14 protein-coding genes and 1 pseudogene are annotated in these 19,247 nt (G+C 64.3%); 8 read left to right on the top strand and 7 right to left on the bottom strand.

The annotated features are described in order from the left end of the window. Positions 1 to 219: 219 nt before the first annotated feature. Complete coding sequence (locus tag MFF13_RS22315) at positions 220 to 1,092, bottom strand: hypothetical protein (protein WP_238272954.1); 873 nt, start codon at positions 1,090 to 1,092, stop codon at positions 220 to 222. 4 nt (positions 1,093 to 1,096) lie between these two features. Continuing rightward, positions 1,097 to 1,609, bottom strand: a complete 513-nt coding sequence (locus MFF13_RS22310; protein ID WP_238272953.1) for a KwaA family protein — start codon at positions 1,607 to 1,609, stop codon at positions 1,097 to 1,099. Positions 1,610 to 2,609: 1,000 nt separating this feature from the next. Here MFF13_RS22310 and MFF13_RS22305 point away from each other — a divergent pair. After that, a complete protein-coding gene (locus MFF13_RS22305; RefSeq protein ID WP_238272952.1) occupies positions 2,610 to 3,944 on the top strand; it encodes an IS1182 family transposase in 1,335 nt (444 codons plus the stop codon). A gap of 79 nt (positions 3,945 to 4,023) precedes the next feature. Here the strand turns inward: MFF13_RS22305 and MFF13_RS22300 are convergent, their stop codons facing one another. Beyond that, positions 4,024 to 4,209, bottom strand: coding sequence for a hypothetical protein (locus MFF13_RS22300; protein WP_238272951.1), 186 nt, complete (start codon positions 4,207 to 4,209; stop codon positions 4,024 to 4,026). Between the two features lie 507 nt (positions 4,210 to 4,716). Between MFF13_RS22300 and MFF13_RS22295 the strand changes: the two genes are divergently transcribed. The 4 genes from MFF13_RS22295 (at position 4,717) to MFF13_RS22280 (ending at position 11,569) form a co-directional block, all read left to right on the top strand. Continuing rightward, on the top strand, positions 4,717 to 7,968 hold the full coding sequence (locus MFF13_RS22295; RefSeq protein WP_147762528.1) for an efflux RND transporter permease subunit: 3,252 nt from the start codon (positions 4,717 to 4,719) through the stop codon (positions 7,966 to 7,968). Beyond that, positions 7,968 to 9,341 carry an efflux RND transporter periplasmic adaptor subunit gene (locus MFF13_RS22290; RefSeq protein WP_238272950.1) on the top strand — a complete coding sequence of 458 codons (1,374 nt, stop codon included), beginning with the start codon at positions 7,968 to 7,970 and terminating at the stop codon, positions 9,339 to 9,341. Before MFF13_RS22295 ends, MFF13_RS22290 begins: the two co-directional genes overlap by 1 nt. Positions 9,342 to 9,516: 175 nt before the next feature. Then, on the top strand, positions 9,517 to 10,197 hold the full coding sequence (locus tag MFF13_RS22285; RefSeq protein ID WP_238272980.1) for a response regulator transcription factor: 681 nt from the start codon (positions 9,517 to 9,519) through the stop codon (positions 10,195 to 10,197). After that, positions 10,184 to 11,569, top strand: a complete 1,386-nt coding sequence (locus tag MFF13_RS22280; protein WP_238272949.1) for a sensor histidine kinase — start codon at positions 10,184 to 10,186, stop codon at positions 11,567 to 11,569. Before MFF13_RS22285 ends, MFF13_RS22280 begins: the two co-directional genes overlap by 14 nt. Before the next feature lie 131 nt (positions 11,570 to 11,700). Here the strand turns inward: MFF13_RS22280 and MFF13_RS22275 are convergent, their stop codons facing one another. Together MFF13_RS22275 and MFF13_RS22270 are read right to left on the bottom strand one after the other, a co-directional pair. After that, the gene (locus MFF13_RS22275) at positions 11,701 to 12,000 is read right to left on the bottom strand and encodes a hypothetical protein (RefSeq protein ID WP_238272948.1); all 300 of its coding nucleotides are present in this window, start codon (positions 11,998 to 12,000) and stop codon (positions 11,701 to 11,703) included. A gap of 537 nt (positions 12,001 to 12,537) precedes the next feature. Continuing rightward, the gene (locus MFF13_RS22270; protein ID WP_238272947.1) at positions 12,538 to 14,136 is read right to left on the bottom strand and encodes a porin; all 1,599 of its coding nucleotides are present in this window, start codon (positions 14,134 to 14,136) and stop codon (positions 12,538 to 12,540) included. An 884-nt stretch (positions 14,137 to 15,020) separates the two neighbouring features. Between MFF13_RS22270 and MFF13_RS22265 the strand changes: the two genes are divergently transcribed. Next, positions 15,021 to 15,224, top strand: a complete 204-nt coding sequence (locus MFF13_RS22265; RefSeq protein ID WP_056171512.1) for a CsbD family protein — start codon at positions 15,021 to 15,023, stop codon at positions 15,222 to 15,224. Between the two features lie 205 nt (positions 15,225 to 15,429). Here the strand turns inward: MFF13_RS22265 and MFF13_RS22260 are convergent, their stop codons facing one another. After that, positions 15,430 to 16,713, bottom strand: coding sequence for a DUF2254 domain-containing protein (locus MFF13_RS22260; protein ID WP_147831134.1), 1,284 nt, complete (start codon positions 16,711 to 16,713; stop codon positions 15,430 to 15,432). Further along, entirely contained in the window at positions 16,710 to 17,942 is a 1,233-nt protein-coding gene (gene nhaA, locus MFF13_RS22255) for a Na+/H+ antiporter NhaA (RefSeq protein WP_147831136.1), read from the bottom strand. Before nhaA ends, MFF13_RS22260 begins: the two co-directional genes overlap by 4 nt. 240 nt (positions 17,943 to 18,182) lie before the next feature. Here nhaA and MFF13_RS22250 point away from each other — a divergent pair, with 240 nt between their 5' ends. Together MFF13_RS22250 and MFF13_RS22245 are read left to right on the top strand one after the other, a co-directional pair. Next, the gene (locus tag MFF13_RS22250; protein ID WP_238272946.1) at positions 18,183 to 18,953 is read left to right on the top strand and encodes a potassium channel family protein; all 771 of its coding nucleotides are present in this window, start codon (positions 18,183 to 18,185) and stop codon (positions 18,951 to 18,953) included. 154 nt (positions 18,954 to 19,107) lie between these two features. Next, a pseudogene (locus tag MFF13_RS22245) lies at positions 19,108 to 19,247 on the top strand (cation:proton antiporter); the annotation flags it as partial.

Genomic DNA, 19,247 nt, shown 5'->3' with positions numbered 1-19,247 from the left:
CGCCGCAGGCGATCCAGCGTTCCTCGGTCACCCGGGCGACGGTGGAGAAGCCCATACCCGTGGTTTGGCAGATCACCTCCAGGAGCGTCGGGACGACCTCGATGCGGGCGGCGAGTTCCGTCGCCTTTGTCACGTCGCCCATGACCGGCGAGGTCATCCTCAAACGTAACGCTGCCCCCAAGCATATCCGTCGGTCCGGGTGGGGCAAACGGAACGGGATCAAATCGGGCGCTTCGAGTTCGTCACGTAGTTCCGGCCCTGGATGGGCGAGCGGTAGTAGTCCTCGTCGAGGAACTTCAGGAGCATCTTCAGATCGGCCTTGGCGCCCGGCAGGGAGATGGCCTCCCGGCCATTCACCTGAACCGTCTCGATCTCGATGCCGAATGCGAGGGCAGCGTCGCGGATCGCCGCCGAACTCACTGTATCCAAAATTCGGTTTCGGCCGATCAAGGTCACCTTCTTCCTGACCCAAGTGTCGGCGAGCGCCACGAAGGCCTCCTCGTTCGCGACGTGGATGCCCGCGGTGCGCGCGAAGGCTCGCAGCTCGGGAACCGTGGCCTCGGCGAAATAGGCGCTCAGGTCGAGGATCTGGCGCACGACGTGAAAGCTCAAAAACCTGAGGTTCGTCCCGACCAGCATCGCCGCGAGCCGGTTGTCGAGGGTCAACCCAACACTGTCAACCATCCGGTAGGTGTCGGCGGAATGGAGCAGGGTGAATCCGGTTGGGGATATGATCCTGCGGCGGTTGAAGCCCTGGATCAGCGCGCTAGGCTCGCCCCCATCGGAGCGATAGCCTACGAAGAGCGCCTTGACTGTCTCGAACGCGGCCGGATCCGGCGGGATCTCCGGTATGCCTAGGGGATGCTCGATGGCGTGGTGAATGTTGTCGACGTCGTCGTAGCCCGCGATGACGAGGCTTTCTCCCAAGTCCGGGGTGTACGAGCCGTCGAACGCGTGCTCCTCCTCGGCCGACGTTACGAAGTCTGCTTCCTGCTGCCGGAATAGCGCCCCGACCTGAACCTGGATTGCCCGGGAAAGGGGGATGCGCAGGATGCGCCGGGCTGGCCCCTGGGTCAGAGCGAAGAGGTTCATGGGCTCAGACTACCTCCAGGAGCATCGAGCCGGAAATCCGCTTGACGGCCCTGACCTGTCTCGGATCCACCAGGTCGCGTAGCGTGATGAGCGTGTACACCACGCCGCTGTCAGTCTCCGCCTTGTAGAAGCGATACCCGAGCGATCGCAGAACCGGGTTGGGGAGGATGGAGCTCGACATCCATAAGGAGACGCCGGCGAGCGCCAGAATGCCCAGTACGACCCCGACCGTGATGTCGGCCGCCTTGCCGATGAAGGGGATGAAGTACGTCACGATGACGCCGAGCATCAGGGCGTCGTTGGCCTCGACCTTCTTCAGGGTGATCGGGAAGGTCTCGCCGTTCCATCTGAGCGCGTCGACGATGTACCGGATCAAGAGAATGCCGACGCAGCCCGCCAGCGCGTACCACAGCGCGTCCCAGGTCGGTCCGCGATCCCAGACCCGAGCGAGCGCCACGCTGATCAACGATGGCGACAGCGCAGACACAAACATGACCGTCTTGAGGGCGTTCCTCATCGCGCTCGCATCGACTGCGTCCGTTTGGGGTAAGCTCCCCTCGAAGGAGCATTCGAGAACAAAAAGTGAATATAGGCCGCCGTCGTCTTACTGACAACGCAGCCGTGACCGCCGGCACTCCTAAGGGGGACGTGTCCCGGCTCGTGGGTGGCTCCCTCAAGGACCGGTCGGTCCCTCGGCCAGTGCGGGTGCCAATCGCCCTCGGCCAGTAGATACACCTCGGCTCGGTGGTCGAGCGCCCGTCAGGTCTGCAGGCGCCTGTCCGACGTCAGCACCTTTGGGACAGATTGAGGGCCTGCGCGAACGGTAGATGGCTGGTCCGCCATAGCGCCAAGGAGCGAAGATGCCGGGCCATTGGTGGGTGGGGTGGTACGAGGGGGCTTCAAATTCTGGGAGGGGGCACCGCGCTCATGCCGTCATTTGGATCATCCCCGCCTGCGAGGCTCAGGAATGGCCCGCAAGGATCATGGATCGGCGCGTAACGGAGGGAAGCCCGCTGGACACCTTCGGTGATTAGATGGAGGCAAGGCCCCTGGCAGCGGCGGGCGGGCATCGGGCAGGCGTGAGAGGCGCGGCGTCGACGCCATGGAGCGGCGATGGAGGTCGACGGTCCTCAACCTCAGAAGAATGGCGAAGCCAACCCCTGAGGTCAGCTTCCCATACGGAAAGCCCCATACCTCTCGCGTCCCAGCGAGGGCTTGCCCTCGCGCCAGGGCGCGCTTGAGGAACCCTCACCTTAGAAGTTAACCCCTGATTACCTGCGGTAATTATCCTCCGGTGGTGGGAACCCCCTACCCCCTGAGGGACATTTCATAGAGAATATAAGAGCTTATAAAATAACGATTTTTACTGGTTTCAAACGTGTAGCCCATTGGGAATGGTATGGACGCCCTCGGACATGGCCATGCTGCGTCTTTCTCCGTACCTCGGGACAGAACAGCTAGGAGCCCGTCCGAGTAATGCTCTCGACGGCGAGGCCAGAGGGTGATTCACTCGGCTCATGGCCAAGGTGTTTCGCTCCTGGGATGTGGATCAGGGCTGGTTGCTGCCGCCCTCGCTGCACGAGTTCGTGCCGCCCGGGCACATGGCGCACTTCGTCCGCGACACGGTGCGGGAAGCGCTCGACCTCTCGGCCATCCTCGGCACCTACAGCGAGGAGCGAGGCTACCCGCCCTACCATCCGGGGATGATGGTGGCGCTGCTGCTCTACGGCTACAGCCGCGGCCTGTATTCGTCGCGTCAGCTCGCCCGGGCCTGCGAGGAGCGGGTCGACGTCATGGCGGTGACCGGCTTGAACCGGCCGGACTTCCGCACCATCGCCGACTTCCGCAAGCGCCACCTCGTGGCCCTGTCGGACCTGTTCGTGCAGGTGCTGCGCCTGTGCCGCGCGGCTGGTCTGGTGCAGTTCGCCCACGTGGCGGTGGACGGGACCAAGGTGAAGGCCAACGCGTCCCGCCACAAGGCGATGAGCTACGGACGCATGAAGACGGCAGAGCCGGCGCTGGCCGCCGAAGTCGACGCCTGGCTGGAGCAAGCGCGCGAGGCGGACGCGGCCGAGGATGCGGTGCAGGGCGCGAACCGACGGGGCAACGAGACGCCGGACTGGATGGCCGACAAGCAGCGACGGCTGGAGACGATCCGCGATGCCAAGGCCGCGTTGGAAGCGGAAGCGGTCGATCCGCCCGACCCCGAGGACGAGAGCGGGCCGGGCGCATCCTCTGGCATGCGCTGGCAGGGTCGGCCCCTGCGCGGTGAGGACGGCGGTCCGCCGGACCGAGCGCAGCGCAACTTTACCGACCCGGACAGCCGGATCCTGCCGACCCGCGACGGGTTCGTGCAGGGCTACAACGGCCAGATCGCCGTCGATGCCGCGTATCAGATCATCGTGGCGCACCGCCTCGTGACGAATGCTGCCGACGCGCGCGCCCTCGTGCCGCTCATCGACGATGTCCGCGCTCATCTCGGGCGCAAACCGTGCGAGGTCTCGGGCGATGCAGGCTTTGCCAACGAGGCGAACTTGGCCGCGCTGAAGCAGCGGCGGATCACCGCCTATCTCGCTCCGGGGCGGGCGCGTCACGGCGAGGCGGATGCGGCCGGCCGTCGAAAGCTGACGAAGACGCCCCTGATGCGTGCGATGGCTGTCCGCCTGAAGCGGGCTGGCCGCCGGAGCCGCTACCGCCTCAGGAAGCAGGTCGTCGAGCCGGTATTCGGACAGATCAAACAAGCCCGGGGCATCCGGCAGTTCCTGCTCCGCGGGCTCGATCACGTCCGCGGCGAATGGGCGATGATCTGCACCGCCCACAACCTCCTCAAGCTGGCCGAGGCCGGGCGCTGAGCATGACGCAGGCTGGATCGCCCTGATCTTAACCCCAATCTTGATCCGCAAACCCGTTACTCGGACGGGCTCCTAGCCTTCAAGGATAGGCGTGCCGCCGGTTCCGTTCGAAGGCCTGCTCGCAGGCCTGATCGAACAGGGCGCAGGGGGGCCTCTCGCCGTTGGGCTCCGTCAGCATCGGCTGACCGCCAATGTCGCCCAGGGAATGTTCCTGCGAATAGCGGGAGCGCGGATCGAAATATGGATCGCTCGTGTAACTGCTCATGAAGGCACCGCCCGCTGGCTGTTCGTTCCGGGCCAGAGCAGAAGTGGCCCATGGCGAAAGGATCGCCAGAGCCGCGAGGACGCGGATGGGCTGTCTCGACATCGCGAACTCCGAACGCGCAAGCCTGCCAAGCCGGCGGCGACGGAGAATGGTGGCTAACAAACTCTGATCAGGCAATCGAATAAACATTTGATCTCTGAAGTAAAATAGCTGCTTTTAATTTTTATTTATAAATTAAATTTTTGGATCTTCTGCGCTTGAGCCGTCCCTTCGCCTCACGGGCTAGTTGCTTCCCACCTTTTAAAGGCTGCGTGGCGATTTTCTGTTTAAAAATATTTTTAAAAAATCAATCGCGAATTCATTCGTAAGACCTTTCGTCGAGCTCTATCTAGTGGTGGACTTACTTCGCTTCGCTCAGACCTCCAAATAGCGCCTTTCCTCTGTTCGTCCGAGCGCGCTTCAGGCGCTGGCCGCATGGTGGGTTGTGCCGGGAAGCCCGATTTATCGATGAATCTTGTTCGGTTCGCCCTGAAATTCCGCAAGAGCTTCTACGTTTTGGCGATTTTGATGGCGTTGGGCGGCGTCGGCGCAATCGCCGTAGCGCCGAAGGACGTGCTGCCCTCGGTCGACATTCCCGTCGTTGTCGTGGTGTGGACCTATAGCGGTCTCGACGCCACCGACATGGTTCAGCGCATCACGAACTACAGCGAGTTCTCGCTGTCGAGCAACGTGAACAACATCAAGCGAATCGAGTCGACGTCCATCCAGGGGACCGTGACCGAGCGGATCTATTTCGATTCCGCCGTAAGCATCGACCTCGCCATGACGCAGGTCGATTCCGCCATGAACGCCATCCGCTCGCGCATGCCGCCGGGCGTGCAGCCGCCGGTGATCATGCGCTTCTCGGCCTCCTCAGTGCCGGTGATCCAGCTTGCGCTGTCCTCGGGCACGCTGCCGCTGACCAAAGTGTTCGATTACGCCCAGTACCGCACCCGCCAGCGCCTCGCCCAGGTGCCGGGCTCGACCTTGCCGTCGCCCTATGGCGGCGCCCCGCGCCAGGTGATGGTCGATCTCGACCTCGCCGAGCTCCGCGCCGTGGGCATGACGCCGCTCGACGTCACCAACGCGGTCCTCAAGCAGAACCTCGTCGTCCCCTCGGGCCTCGCGAAGATCGGTCGCCAGCAATACACCGTGCGGCTCAATTCGAGCCCCCAGCTCGTCGATCAGCTTAACCGCATCCCGATCAAGGTCGTGAACGACCAGCCGGTGCTCCTGCGCGACGTCGCCCATGTCCGCGACGGCTCGCCGCCGCAGACCAACATCGTCCGCGCCGATGGCGAGCATTCCGTGCTGTTGCAGGTGCTGAAGAACGGCTCGGCCTCGACGCTGGACGTGGTCAACGCCGTGAAGGCGGCCCTGCCGGACATCCGCGCGGCCTCGCCCAAGGGCCTGTCGATTACGCCGCTCTTCGATCAATCGGTCTTCGTTTCCGACGCCATCGGCGATGTCGTACGCGAGGCGGTGATCGCCGCCGGGCTCACGGGACTCGCCATCCTCCTGTTCCTGGGCTCGTGGCGATCGACACTCGTGGTCCTCGTCTCGATCCCGCTCTGCATTCTCACCTCTCTGTCGGTGCTGGTGGCGCTCGGCCAGACCATCAACGTCATGACGCTCGGCGGCCTCGCGTTGGCCGTCGGCATCCTCGTGGACGACGCCACGGTGGCCATCGAGAACACTTACCGGATGTTCGAGGAGGGCTATCCCTTCCGCCGCTCGGTGCTGGAAGGCGTGGCGGGTATCGCCAAGCCGGCGCTGATCTCGACACTGGCTATCTGCTCGGCCTTCTCGGCGGTGTTCTTCCTGACGGGCGCCCCCCGCTACCTGTTCGTGCCACAGGCCGAGGCGGTCGTCTTCGCGATGCTCACCTCCTACCTGCTCTCACGCACCCTTGTGGCGATCCTGATCGACGTCCTCGTCGCGCCGGAATATGCAAGACATCATGGTGGGGCGGCTCCTGCGCTGGAAGTCGGCCCGCGCCGCCGCTCGCTCCTGTCGCGCCTCCTGGCGCCGCTTGCGTGGCTGCTGCGCTTTCCACTGCGTGTCGCCTTGGCATTCCGCGAGGCCTTCGAGCGCGGCTTCGCACGATTCCACGCTGGCTATGTCGGGTTGCTCGGTGCGGTAATCCGCCATCCGAAGCGGGCGCTTGCCGGGGCAGCCTGTGTCTTCGCCGTGACGGCGGGGCTCTTCCCCTTCATTGGGCAGGACTACTTTCCGCAGATCGAGTCGAGCCAGATGACGCTGCACATCCGCACCCGGCCGGGAATGCGGATTGAGGAGGCGGAGAAGACCTTCGCGCAGGTGGAGGACATCGTCCGGCAGGTCGTCCCGAAGGACGAGCTAGGCCTCATGCTCGACAATATCGGCCTGCCGGCGTCGAACTACAATTACGCGTTCATGGACGCATCCTTCGTCGCCTATAACGACGGACAGATGCTCATCAATCTCAAGGGTGAGCACAAGCCGATCTCGTTCTACGAGCGGCGTTTGCGGAAGGTGCTGCGTCGGGCGTTTCCTTCGGATGTCTTCTATTTCCAGCCCGCCGACATCATCACGCAGATCCTGAACTTCGGCACCGTGGCGCAGATCGACGTGCAGGTCTCCGGTCGGCACGACGCGAAGGACCTCGCCGTCGCCCGCGCGCTCGTGCGCCGGGTCGCGGCGGTGCGGGGGGCGGTGGACGTCCACCTGCACCAGATCGTCGATGCGCCGCAGATGTACGTAAACGTTGATCGCCGGCTCGCCTCGGAGATGGGGGTGAGCGAGCAGATCATCGCCCAGAACCTCAACGTCTCCCTTTCCGGCTCCTTTCAGGTCAGCCCTAACTTCTGGGCCGATCCGAAATCCGGCACGCCGTACCAGCTGTGGGTGCAGACCCCGGAATGGCGCAACGGAGACATCGCCCGGCTGATGAATACGCCAGTCTCGGTCCACGGCACCGGAGACGGCCAGCCGGGCATCCCGATCCTGCTCTCGAATATCGCCACGATGCAGCGGCAGCCAGAGCAGACGGTGATTAACCACGTCAACACCCAGCCGACCTTCGACATCCTCGCCAACGTGCAAGATGCCGACCTCGGAAGCGTGCGCAGCGCGGTCGAAAAGATCGTCGCGGAGGAGCAGGCGACGTTGCCCGCCCCCGACAAGATCCGTGTGCGTGGTCAGATCGAGAGCATGGAGGGCGCCTTCGCCCATATCGAGGTCGGACTCGGGATCGCGCTGATGGCGGTCTACCTGCTGCTCGTCCTCAACTACCAGACTTGGGTCGATCCCTTCGTAGTCATCGCTGCGCTGCCGCTCGCCTTCTGCGGCATCGTGATGAGCCTGTTCGTTACCGGCACGACCTTCTCCATCCCGGCCCTGTTCGGGGCGATCATGTCGGTGGGCGTGGCGAGCGCGAACTCGATCCTGCTCGTCACCTTCGCCAAGGAGCACCGTGAGGCCACGGGCTGCTCGGCCCCCGAGGCCGCGCTGATGGCCGGCAACACCCGGCTGCGACCGGTGCTGATGACCGCCTCGGCCATGTTCCTCGGCCTGATCCCGATGGCGATCGGCTCGGGCGAGGGCTCGGAACAGAACGCGGCGCTGGCCCGCGCCGTCATGGGCGGCATCGGCATGGGCACGCTCTCCACGCTGCTCTTCGTACCGCTCCTCTACACGCTTCTCCGCCGCAACCCGATCAAGCCCCTTGAGGACTATTGATGAGCCCGTTCATCGAATCCAACGACGCCGCGGAGCGGGCGCATGCCCATGCGGTCGAGATCGATCCTCTGCGGCAGGACCTGCTGGGCGAGGCCCTGACTCATGCGCACCTTCCCCCGCCGCGCAAGCGCCCGTTCGTGATCGCGCTTCTGGCGCTCGGCAGCGCCCTCGGCCTGGGCGGCTGGCACCATTGGCAGACCTACCGCACGTCGTTGGAGACGCAGGAGGACGTCATCAGCTTCGTACCGACCGTCCGCACGGTTTCGGCCGTCGAGGACGACGAGCCGATGAGGCTGACACTGCCGGGACAGACCGAGGCTTTCGACCACGCCGACATTTTTGCCCGTGCCACTGGCTACATCGCCGAACGCCGGGTCGATATCGGCTCCCGGGTCAAGAAGGGCGACCTCCTCGTGCGCATCGCCGCCCCCGACCTCGACCAGCAGAAAAGCCAGGCCGAGGCACAGCTCGGCCAGCTTCAGGCCCAGCTCGCCGTCGCCCATGCCGACGTGGAGCAGGCCAAGGCCAACGTCACCCTCGCCAACGCCACCGACGCCCGGACGTCGACGCTCGCCGGCCAGGGCTGGGCCTCGAAGCAGACTGCCGACCAGACCCGGGCGCAGATGCTCACCGCCACGGCCGCCCTCACCGCCGCCGACGCGAAGGTGAAGGTGGCCGAGGCGAACATCACTGCCCAACAGGCGACCGTAGACCGGCTGCGCACGCTCACCACCTTCGAGAACGTGACCGCGCCCTTCGACGGCATCGTCGTGGCGCGCATGGTCGATGTCGGCGACCTCGTCCATGCCGATCTCGGCAGCGGCGCGTCACTCTTCTCCATCGAAAGCACGGACGTGCTACGCGTGTCCGTCCAGGTGCCGCAATCGGCGGCGGTCCACATCCGCGACGGTGTCCGAGCGACGATTCAGGTGGCTCAGATGCCGGAGCGGAGTTTCGAGGGCACGGTCTCGCGCAGCTCCGTGGCCCTGCGCTCGTCGGTGCGGACCCTCGACACCGAGGTCGACGTAGCGAACCCGGACGGGGCGCTGCGGCCGGGGCTCTATGTGAACGTGACCTTCGCCGTGCCCCGCGCCCATCCCGGCCTGCAGATCCCGTCCGAGGCACTCATCTTCGATGCCGCTGGAACCCAGGTCGCCGTGGTCCAGCCCGACGATACGGTGAAGCTTCATCCGATCACGATCTCGCGTGATCTGGGTACGACCCTTGAGCTGCGTTCCGGCCTGAAGGGCGGCGACACCGTCGTCCTCAACCCCCCAGCCGACCTGCGCGACGGCAGCCGCATCGTCCCGAAGGGCAGCGTCTCTTCAGGGGAACCCGTTGCCAAGCTCTCCGTGCAGGCAAGCGCGGAGTGACGAAATGGCCAACGACAGCGCCTATGCGACAAGCTTTGCCGACGATATGACGCACGCTCCGCCGCCTGATAACGCGCCATTTGACACCGACCGCGAAGAGCATAACTCCAGCGTCCCAGCCGAAGCGCCGAGCCCGAAACGGGCTCAGCGTATCCATAATAAAAAGGATAAAAGGATGGCCAACGTTCTTGTGGTTGAGGATGATCAGCGCGTTGCTGCCGAAATCGGATTGGCACTGACCGAACACGGTTTTCGGGTGGATGAGGCCATGAACGGATCGATCGGTCTACGCAAGGCGATGGATGGTGACTTCGATGTCATCGTCCTCGACCGGATGCTGCCGGAGATCGACGGCCTCGCCCTGCTTACCAAGCTGCGCGCCGCCAAGGTTTCGACCCCGGTCCTGATCCTTAGCGCGCTCTCGGCCGTCAACGAGCGCGTGGACGGGCTGCGTGCCGGGGGCGACGACTACCTCGCCAAGCCCTTCGAGTTCATCGAGCTGACCGCGCGGGTCGATGCCCTTGCCCGGCGCAAAATGGCCGCCGAGGCGGTGAGCGAACTCGTCGTCGGCGACCTACAACTCGACTTGATCGAGCGTGTGCTCCACTGCGCAGGTCGGGAGATTGAGCTTCTACCGAAAGAGTTCGCGATCATCGAGTTCTTGATGCAGAACGCGGGCGTGCTGGTGAGCCGCAAAATGATCTTCGAGTCAGTTTGGGGCTACAGCTTCAACCACCAGTCGAGCGTCATCGACGTCCATGTCGGCAAGATCCGCAAGAAGCTTGATCCCGACGGGCTGAACCCGCGCATCCACACCGTCCGCAATACGGGGTTCATCCTCCGTGCGGCTGCTTGAAGTCCGCCGCACAAGCGGGTTCCGGGTCGCGTGCCTGTTCTTCGCGACGTTCGGAACTGCCTCCCTCGCACTCTCGGGCTTCCTCTATCTCGACACCCGCAGCTACGGCCGCAAGGCTGCGTTCGAGTGGGTCGGGTGGGAGTCGAAGCATCTCCTGAGCCTCGCGCCCCACGCCCTGCGCGATCGTATTGACGCCTCGGAGGATTTCGCCGAAGGCGGCCGCCCCCTCGTGCTGTTCGGACCCGACCACGCTCGCCGCGTAGGGGCACCGATCCCGTTTCCTGAAACGGCCCCGGTCGGCCGCCCATTCGTACTGACGCAGCCGGCGGAGCACGGGTCGCGCACCCTGTTCAGCCAGTTGAGCCGCCTTGAGAGCGGCGAATACGTCCTCGTAAGTCGCTCGGCCAAGGATCTGGAAGCCCTCGAGAAAGCCCTCGTCGAAACCTTCGTCTGGGGCATGGCAGCCACCATCGTCATCGGCCTCGTCGGAGCAGTGATCTTCGGCGCCGGATCGCTTCGCCAGAACGACGCCATCACCAAAGCTGTCGAACGCATCATGCGGGGTGACCTAAGCGAGCGCCTGCCGACGCGGGGCGTCTCTGCGGACCTCGCGCACCTGACCGGCGTCGTTAACGACATGCTCGATCAGCTCGAGCGGCTAATGTTGGAAATCAAGGGCGTCAATGAGAACATCGCTCACGACCTGCGGACCCCGCTGACGCGAGTGGTGGGCATTTTGGAGCGGTCGCTCCGCAAGGCCGACAACGTCGAAGCGTTCCGCACTTGCAACGAGGACGTTCTCGCGGAGGTGAAGGACATCGTCATCCGCTTCTCAGCACTACTGCGTATTTCGGAGATGGAAGACCGCATGCGCCGCTCGGGCTTCACGGACCTCGACCTCGCCCTCCTGCTGGAGGATGCGATCGAGTACTACGAGCCCCTAGCCCTGGAACGGGATATCGAGCTCCGCTGGGAGCAGCCCGAAGAGCCCTGTTCCGTGGAGGGCGACCGCAGCCTGATCTTTGAGGCGGTGAGCAACCTGATCGACAACGCCCTGAAGTTTACCCCTGCCGGTGGCGAGGTAAAGGTCGCGCTGGTGCGCGATCCTCCGGGCATCCGCATCGACGATACGGGCTGCGGCATCCCGGTCGATGAACTCGGTGCGGTGCGGGAGAGGTACCGGCGCGGGGCGTTGAGGACAGGCAAGAGCGGCTTTGGCATCGGGCTCAGCCTCGTCGATTCCATCGCCCGGTTGCACAGCGCCGCGTTCGACATCGCGAGCGATGCGGGTGGCACCCACGCCACCTTGGTGTGGAAGCCTGCGGTCACGGCGGCAGGATCCCCCGCTGTCATCCGAGCCCAGAGCGCTTGAAGCACCTTCCATCAGAGCAATTGCCGATTCAACGAAAGACAATGCGGCATCACAAAGAGATAGAGCATTTCCCATGATCCGAGGACCATGAAAAATGCTCTACACTGGTGCCGGGGCCAAGCCCTGAGGTTTCAGTAAGCGTCGCTGTAGGCCCGACGCTGGCGCGACCGCAGGTGGCTCCATTGACGGTCCGTCGGGACTGATCCGACAATGACCGGGCGCTGCGCCGCGAGCGAGCCGCTCGCTCCTATTGCGTTCCGCCACATGCCGCCGGAACGGTCGTTGCCCTGTGCGTAGGCGTCGGCGTCGAGGCCATCGCCGCTGGTGCGGATGATGAGTTTCGGGTCGATGGGCTGCTGCGTGTCCGCCGCATAAGCAGCGCCGGACATGAGGATGGCACCAAGAGAGCAGGCCAGAACGAACGTTTTCATGGTCAATTCTCGTATCGATGGCGTCGCTCGCTGGCGACATTCCATCATAGTGCATCCGACGCTGTGTAAATTCAACGTTTTATCAAGTAATAAAGTTTTCGTCTTGAACGCTGGATTTGAATTTGAAACGAAAGTTTAAGTCCACTTTAGCGCCAAAGAAAAAGCCGACCGGTTTCCCGGTCGGCTGAGTCGAAGGGTCTGAAGCTTTTGTTCAGAGTCGATCGGCCCGGTACCTGGGCCTGTCGGCTCTGAAACTAAGCGCCTGTTCTGCCGGCTGTGCACTGGATCGCCGAAGAACTATGATACTTCTAGCAAAACTACAGTATCAGTCAATGAAAATAAGTTTTATCATTTGAATACCAATTTATCGATGTGCAAACAGCAAAGCCCGGCCAGTTGACCGGGCTTTGTCGATCCTGCGGAGGAAGAGCGAAACCAGGATGTCTTACGTTCTCCATGGATCAAGGAAAACGCCCTGGTCGATAGTCGTGCGGCTCTATTACGCGCCGAGACGGTATCCGCGTTGACGGAACAGGCTCAGAAATCGCGCTGAATACGGAAGCGGACCTGGGCCGCATCCTGCGAACTGATGTAGCGCAGGGAGCTCTTGGAGATGTCGGGGGTCACGCCGCTGTTAAGGGCGGTTCGAATGTATTCGCCCTCGACGCCGATATCCAGGTCCTTTACCGGGGTCCAGATTAGGCTAGCGCCCGTGACGATCTGGTTGTTTCCGCGCAGGACGGGGCTCGTGGCGAAGGCGAAAGCATTTGCCGCATTAGCTCCGCTTGGCGCGAAACCGAAACCGAGGGCGCCGAGTGCGTTGCGGCCCCGCGTGTTGTAGTCGATCTGCGCGTAGCTCCCGAAAACTGCGGAGCGCCAAGTTGGCGACCAGTAATGCAGCAACGAGGCGACGGTGGAGAACGAAGTCGAGAGTTCTAGCTTGCCCGTCGATGGGTTCAATACAGCATCGGAGTAGTATTGCAGGAACGATCCTCCACTCACAGGGGCGGCAGCGAGGGCATCGTACGGCGCCGTGTAGTTGGAGATGCCTGTGTAGCTCATGGCGCCCTGGCCATAGGCGCCTTGAAGGTAGAAGGTGTCGCCCGGAGCGATGAAGGGTAGATTGACCTTCACGGCGCCCTGCACCGCGAACCCGTAGTCGCTGGATGCGCGGCCTGTCGGAGCGATGCCGAGCCCTGCCGTGGCGGTCGCGACACCCGCGACCGTGCTGGCGGCGTCGCCGGCGTTGATCTCGTGCACGGCTGCCGACAGCTGCGCCGACCCCCAGGGCTGATCGATTCGAGCGACGCCGACGAAGTCAGGAAGGCGGCTCTTCTGCGTAACGTCCACGAAGGCGACGGTGCCCGGCCCCACGATGATCGGGGCGAGGAACGTGGACGGCGTAAAAGGGTTGAAGGCGTTGCTATAGCCTGCAAATCCGCCCGCCGCCGTGAAGGCCCCAGCGGCGGCGCCGGTGCCGAAGATCGGGAAGCGTCGAAAGGTCGGATCTTCCATCGAAGCCGTCAGGGTGATGCCGTTGCCGAGCACCGCCGAGTAGGCAAGCAGGTTGGTGCTGTAATTGTCCGAACCAGCGGTGCCGCCGATCAACTCGAAGTCGTGGGCGTAGAAGTCGAAGAAGGACGATGCGCGACCGGCAGTGAGGCCGGCAAACTGGATAAAAGCCTTGTCGGCATTCACGAAATCCTGCGTCCGACCGAAGGCGTCCGCGCCGAGGCCTGGGAAGGCCTGCCCCTCGCGCTGGCGGGAGGCCGAGGTGACGAAGGGGCCGCTGCGGGAGGCGACGTCGAGGCGCAGGAACGCGCGCAAGGTGCCGTAATCAGTCTGCGTGCGCGCATCGAGGTTCAATCGGAGGAGGCCGACATAGCCAGACACGTCGCCACCGCTTCCCGTGCGGACCTTGCTGGCCTGATACAGGTAGTCGTACCGTGCGCGCCCCGAGAGGCGGATACAGGTGTCGCTGCCAGGAATGTAGAAAAATCCCGCGCCGTAGGCGGTGCAGACGCGGACATATTCGACAGGGACTGCCTTTTTGACTGGAAGATCCGCGGCGCGTGCGCCCCCTCCGATGGCTAGCAGGGCCGAGGAATAGAGCAGAATCGTCTTGAGGTTTTGCATTGTGTCCCCACATCCGACGCCATTTGCGCCCAAGCGCCAGCATCGACCCGAATCGGTGCCCAATCGCAGTCCTCGTCAGTAGAAAGGACTATCGTTGCAGCTTTTTGGTGGCTTGGCCGCTTATCGATCGGCAGCTTGACTATATATTTGGTTGCATCTTTCGACAAATAAAAAGTGCTTTATTTAAATAAAGGTATTTCCATTTTTAAATAGTATTTTAATTTTCTAACTGATTTGATTTTATGAGTTTGAAGCGGACGCCATCTTCCCCGTCATCAGAACGCCGATAAAGACCCGTAGAAACCGAAAGAATAGACGATAATCGATGCGCATCTTGTGAGATGCTTCGGCCAGCGCTTCGACGGCCCTGCGGCCAAGACGGGAGTAGATCTCGTTCGCGGTCGCCAATAATGGAATGTTCTAGGTCAAGGATTGCTTTGCCATAGCCGCCCACAGCGGATCAGTTAGGTCAGAGGGTGCTTTCCAAGCTCTTTCTGCTCCCGGACTGATGGCGCCGCCGCTCAATAACGTCAGCCTTGTAAGGTTCGCGGCCTGAGCAGACGTCCGAATTTTCAAACTTGACTTACGAAAGCAGACGGGCGGCAAACCACCCATCTCGGGCGTAGAGCGGACAGGCGGGTCCCGACCCAACCCGGTCGGTCAGGCTTTCAAAGCCGATACCCGAAAGCGGACATTCAGGAGGGCTCGATGCCAATGTTGTTGAACCCTTTGCACTACTTTCTGGAGAACGGGCGCTCGCGGCTCGGCCGGTGCCCCCTATTCCCCCGCCGAGCGCGCGCGGGTGGAGTTTGCGACGGAACGAGGGTGAGACCCTAACCGTTTCTGATCCCCAATGACCGCCCTGGTCGTAGTAGGAGCACGCCATGAGTAGCACCACCGACAAGATCAAGGGCCTGGCTAACGAGGCCGTCGGCAACGTGAAGCAGGGCATCGGCAACGCGACCGACAACGACAAGCTGAAAGCTGAAGGTAAAGCGCAGGAACTTAAGGGCGACGCCCAGAAGACGACCGGGGACGTGAAGGACGGCGCCAAGCATGTCGCCGACAAGGTCACCGGCAAGGCATGAACCGGTACCGTGGGGCGGCCTGTCCGCCCCGCAAACCGCCGTGTCGGGGGCGATCAGCGTGGTGGGTGGCGTCGACGACCTGGGCGCGTCTTGAGGGATGGGCAGGACGGTGTCGCCGGGGTGACGGGCCCGCGCGACCTTAATTCGGGGATGGCCGGCACCGCCGTTCCATCCGGAGGCCTGCGACTGGCGGGGCGAGATCCGGTCACTCCACGGCGATACCGAACGATCGATGCCGCGCTACCAAGTCTTCCAGATCCGCAGGGTCGGCCACATCCCGCCGGGCCGCCGCGACGACGAGATCGGCGTGGCGCCGCAACTCCTCCACCCGTCTGGGAGACCGCTCGACCCGGGCGACCCTGGTGAGCACATCGAGCATCCGTCCGAGCACATGCGCCGATCCGGCGGCGTTCTGACGGATCATGTGGAACATGGAATCGCAGAGCCCGTCGTAATCGGTCGCTGGATGCACGAGGACGATCCGTCCATCCCGTTCGTGAACGCCTGTCGGCAGGTGGCGCGGCGCGAGGCGGCATAGGGCGTCTCCAAAATGGTCGACGACGCTTCCCGCGGTGAAGGGGTCGTTGATCCCGGGGGAGAGCGCCCGGACGGCGATCTCGGTGAGTTGCCGGACGGGGAACTCGATGTCCTGAAGAGCCGCCGGACGGCGACCGAAGGTGAGCACGCGGGCGAGCGCATCCTCGACGCCCTCGACCGGGGCGGAGACACGAGCCAGGGGCAGGCCCATGGGGACGTAGTCGCCCGGTCGGATCCCCAGTCGGACGACGACCCGGTTCTCATGGGCCCAATCGGCAAGGCGCTCCGCATCCAGGGCCTGGAGGTAACCGCTTCCAGGGACGGCCGCGGGCGAGCCCACCGCATCGTCCGTCGGTGCCGGGATGCCCGCGGCGTCAAGGGTCCGCTCCCGCACGGCCTTGCACAGGTCCTGGTGGACGGCGTCGACGACCGTCTCGACGTTGATGCTGGTTGCGATGTGGTGGACGAACCAGACCAGGGTGGCGACGCTCACCATCGCGAGCACGATGGCGCCGGTGACCGCGAGATGCGGAACGAAGGGCGTTTCCTGGACCGTGCGCACGGTGCGCAGCACGATCAGCGCGTAGGCGAAGGTCCCCAGGAAGATCCCGAGCACGACCTGGTTGCGGCCGTCGCGGATGAAGTTGCGCAGCAACCGGGGGCCCATCTGGCCGGAGGCGAGGGACAGCGCGGCGATGGTGATCGAGAAGGTCGTGCCTGCGACCCCGATGGTCGAGGACGCCACCGCGCTCAGGAGCGCCCTGGCCCCTTCGGCGCCGCCGGAATAGCCCCAGTTCGCTTCCGGCGAGGATGCGTCGTAGCCGGCCAAGTGGGCCGTCTCCAGCCAGACCGCAAACTGCCCCAGGCCGAGGCAGGCCAGAACGACGACGGCCGGACGAAGCCAGAACTGGTCGCCGAGGGTCTCCAGCCAAGCCCTGACGCGCGAGGTCATGCCGCCTCCGAGGCGCGGGGGCGGCCGGCCGGGGCATCGGAGCGACCGCCCTTGTCCGACCTTGGCGCGAACAGGAGCACCAGGGCGCCCGTAGCCATGCAGGACAGGGACCCGAGCAGGACGCCGATCTTGGTCTCGGCCTCCAGCTCGGGGCTGTCGGCGAAGGCCAGGAGCCCGATGAACAGGCTCATGGTGAAGCCGACGCCGCACAGGAGCGACAGGCCGTAGAGCTGCCACCACCCGGCATGGGCCGGACGCTGCGCCAGCCCGAGCCTCACCGCGGTAACTACCGCCCCGAACACCCCGATCTGCTTTCCGACGAACAGGCCCAACGCCACGCCGAGGGTCACCGGATCGAGAAGCATCTTCGTGGTCATGCCCGCGAACGAGACCCCGGCGTTGGCGAACCCGAACACCGGCAGCACGAGGTACGACGACCACGGGTGGATCGCATGCTCCAGGATGTGGAGGGGCGAGGTCGGGTCGTCGGGCTTTCCGACGCTAAGGCGGAGCGGGATCGTCAGGGCCAGCAACACCCCGGCGATGGTCGCGTGGATGCCGGACTTCAGCACCAGGAACCACAGCACGGCACCGAGGACGAGATAGGGCGTCAGCCGGCTGACCCCGGCCTTGTTCATCCCGAACAGGATCGCGAACACGACCGCCGCCCCGCCGAGCATCGGCAGCGACAGGTCGGCGGTATAGAACGCGGCGATGATGAGGACCGCACCGAGGTCGTCGATGATGGCGAGCGCGGTCAGGAAGATCTTGAGCGACACCGGCACCCGTGAACCGAGGAGGGCGAGCACCCCGAGGGCGAAGGCGATGTCGGTGGCCGTCGGGATCGCCCACCCGCGAAGGGTCTCGGGCGAGGAGCGGTTGACCGCGACGTAGATCAGCGCCGGGGCCACCATGCCGCCCAGCGCCGCGACGCCGGGCAGGACGCGGTCGGGCCAGGTCCGGAGCCGGCCGTCGAGCACCTCGCGCTTGATTTCCAGGCCGACGAGCAGGAAGAACACCGCCATCAGGCCGTCGTTGATCCAGTGCAGCACGCTGAGGCCGCCGACGTAGGTCTTGAGCGTCGCGAAGTAAGCCTCCGACCCCGCGGAATTCGCGATGGCGAGCGCAAGGGCGGCGCTCGCCATCAGGATCAGGCCACCGGTCGCCTCGCCGTGCAGGATGTCGCGAAGGGCGGAGATCGGGCGGCGGAGGGGTCTTGGAGCATTCATATGCCTGGCCTGCCAGCTGGATTCCGCGAGTGCAATCGCCCCGGGACGACTCGGTTAAGACGACAGGGCGGCCGGGAGCTACCGCATCCCATGACCGCGCCCGGGACCGGAATCTGGCCCTTGGCGTCAGCGCGCCTGACGGCGCCGCGGCCCATCGTCGACGGTTCGGACGTTCCAAGGGGTGCGGTCCATCCCGGCGTCGGGCGAGACGGCGGAGGTCGACGCGGGTAGGGACACGTCATGGATACCCTGAGGCACCGCCTGAGAGACCTCTACGAAGGCGATACCGACCGGGCCCATCGGTTCCGGTACGGCCTGCTCGTCTTCGACGTCGCCACCATCCTCTTCGTCGTGGTGTCGTCGTTCCTGCCGCGCGCGCCATTCCTCGAAGGGCTCGATGTCCTGATCGGGGTGGCCGTGCTGACGGACTTCGTCGCCCGCCTCGCGATCTCGCGGCATCGCTGGCGGGAGCTGCTGCGACCGACCACTTGGGCCGACATCGCCGCGCTGGTCTCCTTCCTCGCACCCATCGTCGGTGAAGGGGCGGGTTTCCTTCGCATCATGCGGACGCTGCGGCTCCTCAGGACCTATCAACTCCTGGACCGCCTCCGTTCCGACAGCGACCTCTTCCGCCGCAACGAGGAGGTGATCCTCGCGGCCACCAACCTGGCGGTCTTCGTCTTCGTGATGACGGGGCTGGTCTACGCGACCCAGCATCGCTCAAACCCGGCCATCGGCAACTACGTCGACGCCCTGTACTTCACCGTCACCTCCCTCACGACGACCGGCTACGGCGACATCACGCTGTCCGGTACGGGCGGACGCCTCATCTCGGTCGTGGTGATGCTCTGCGGCGTGACGCTGTTCCTGCGGCTCGCCCAAGTCCTATTTCGGCCCAACAAGGTCCGCCACCCGTGCCCGGCCTGCGCGCTGCAGCGGCACGAACCGGATGCGGTCCACTGCAAGGCGTGCGGCACCGTGCTGAGCATCCCGGACGAGGGAGCCTACTGAGGGAAGCGGTCTCCGGGGTTCCTCGCGGCACGTCCGGCCCCGGTCGCCGGCACGGCGCGGCATTCGCTACCCCCCGCAGGCCAATCTACCTTGCCCCTTTCGGCGAAGCGCGACGTTACGGGATGGATGCCCACGGGCGGATGGGACTTCCTACGTGATTTCGATCTTCGACCTGGCGGCGATGCTGCTGACCCTCTCCGCCCTGTTCGGTTGGCTGAACCGCCGCTTCCTGCGGATGCCGCACACCATCGGCCTCCTCGTGATGGGCCTGCTGGTGTGTAGGGCGGTGACAAA

This window comes from Methylobacterium cerastii (genome assembly GCF_022179125.1).
GTDB classification, from domain to species: domain Bacteria; phylum Pseudomonadota; class Alphaproteobacteria; order Rhizobiales; family Beijerinckiaceae; genus Methylobacterium; species Methylobacterium cerastii.
Note: the sequence above shows the minus strand (reverse complement) of the source record. Positions and strands in the feature narration are given on the sequence as shown.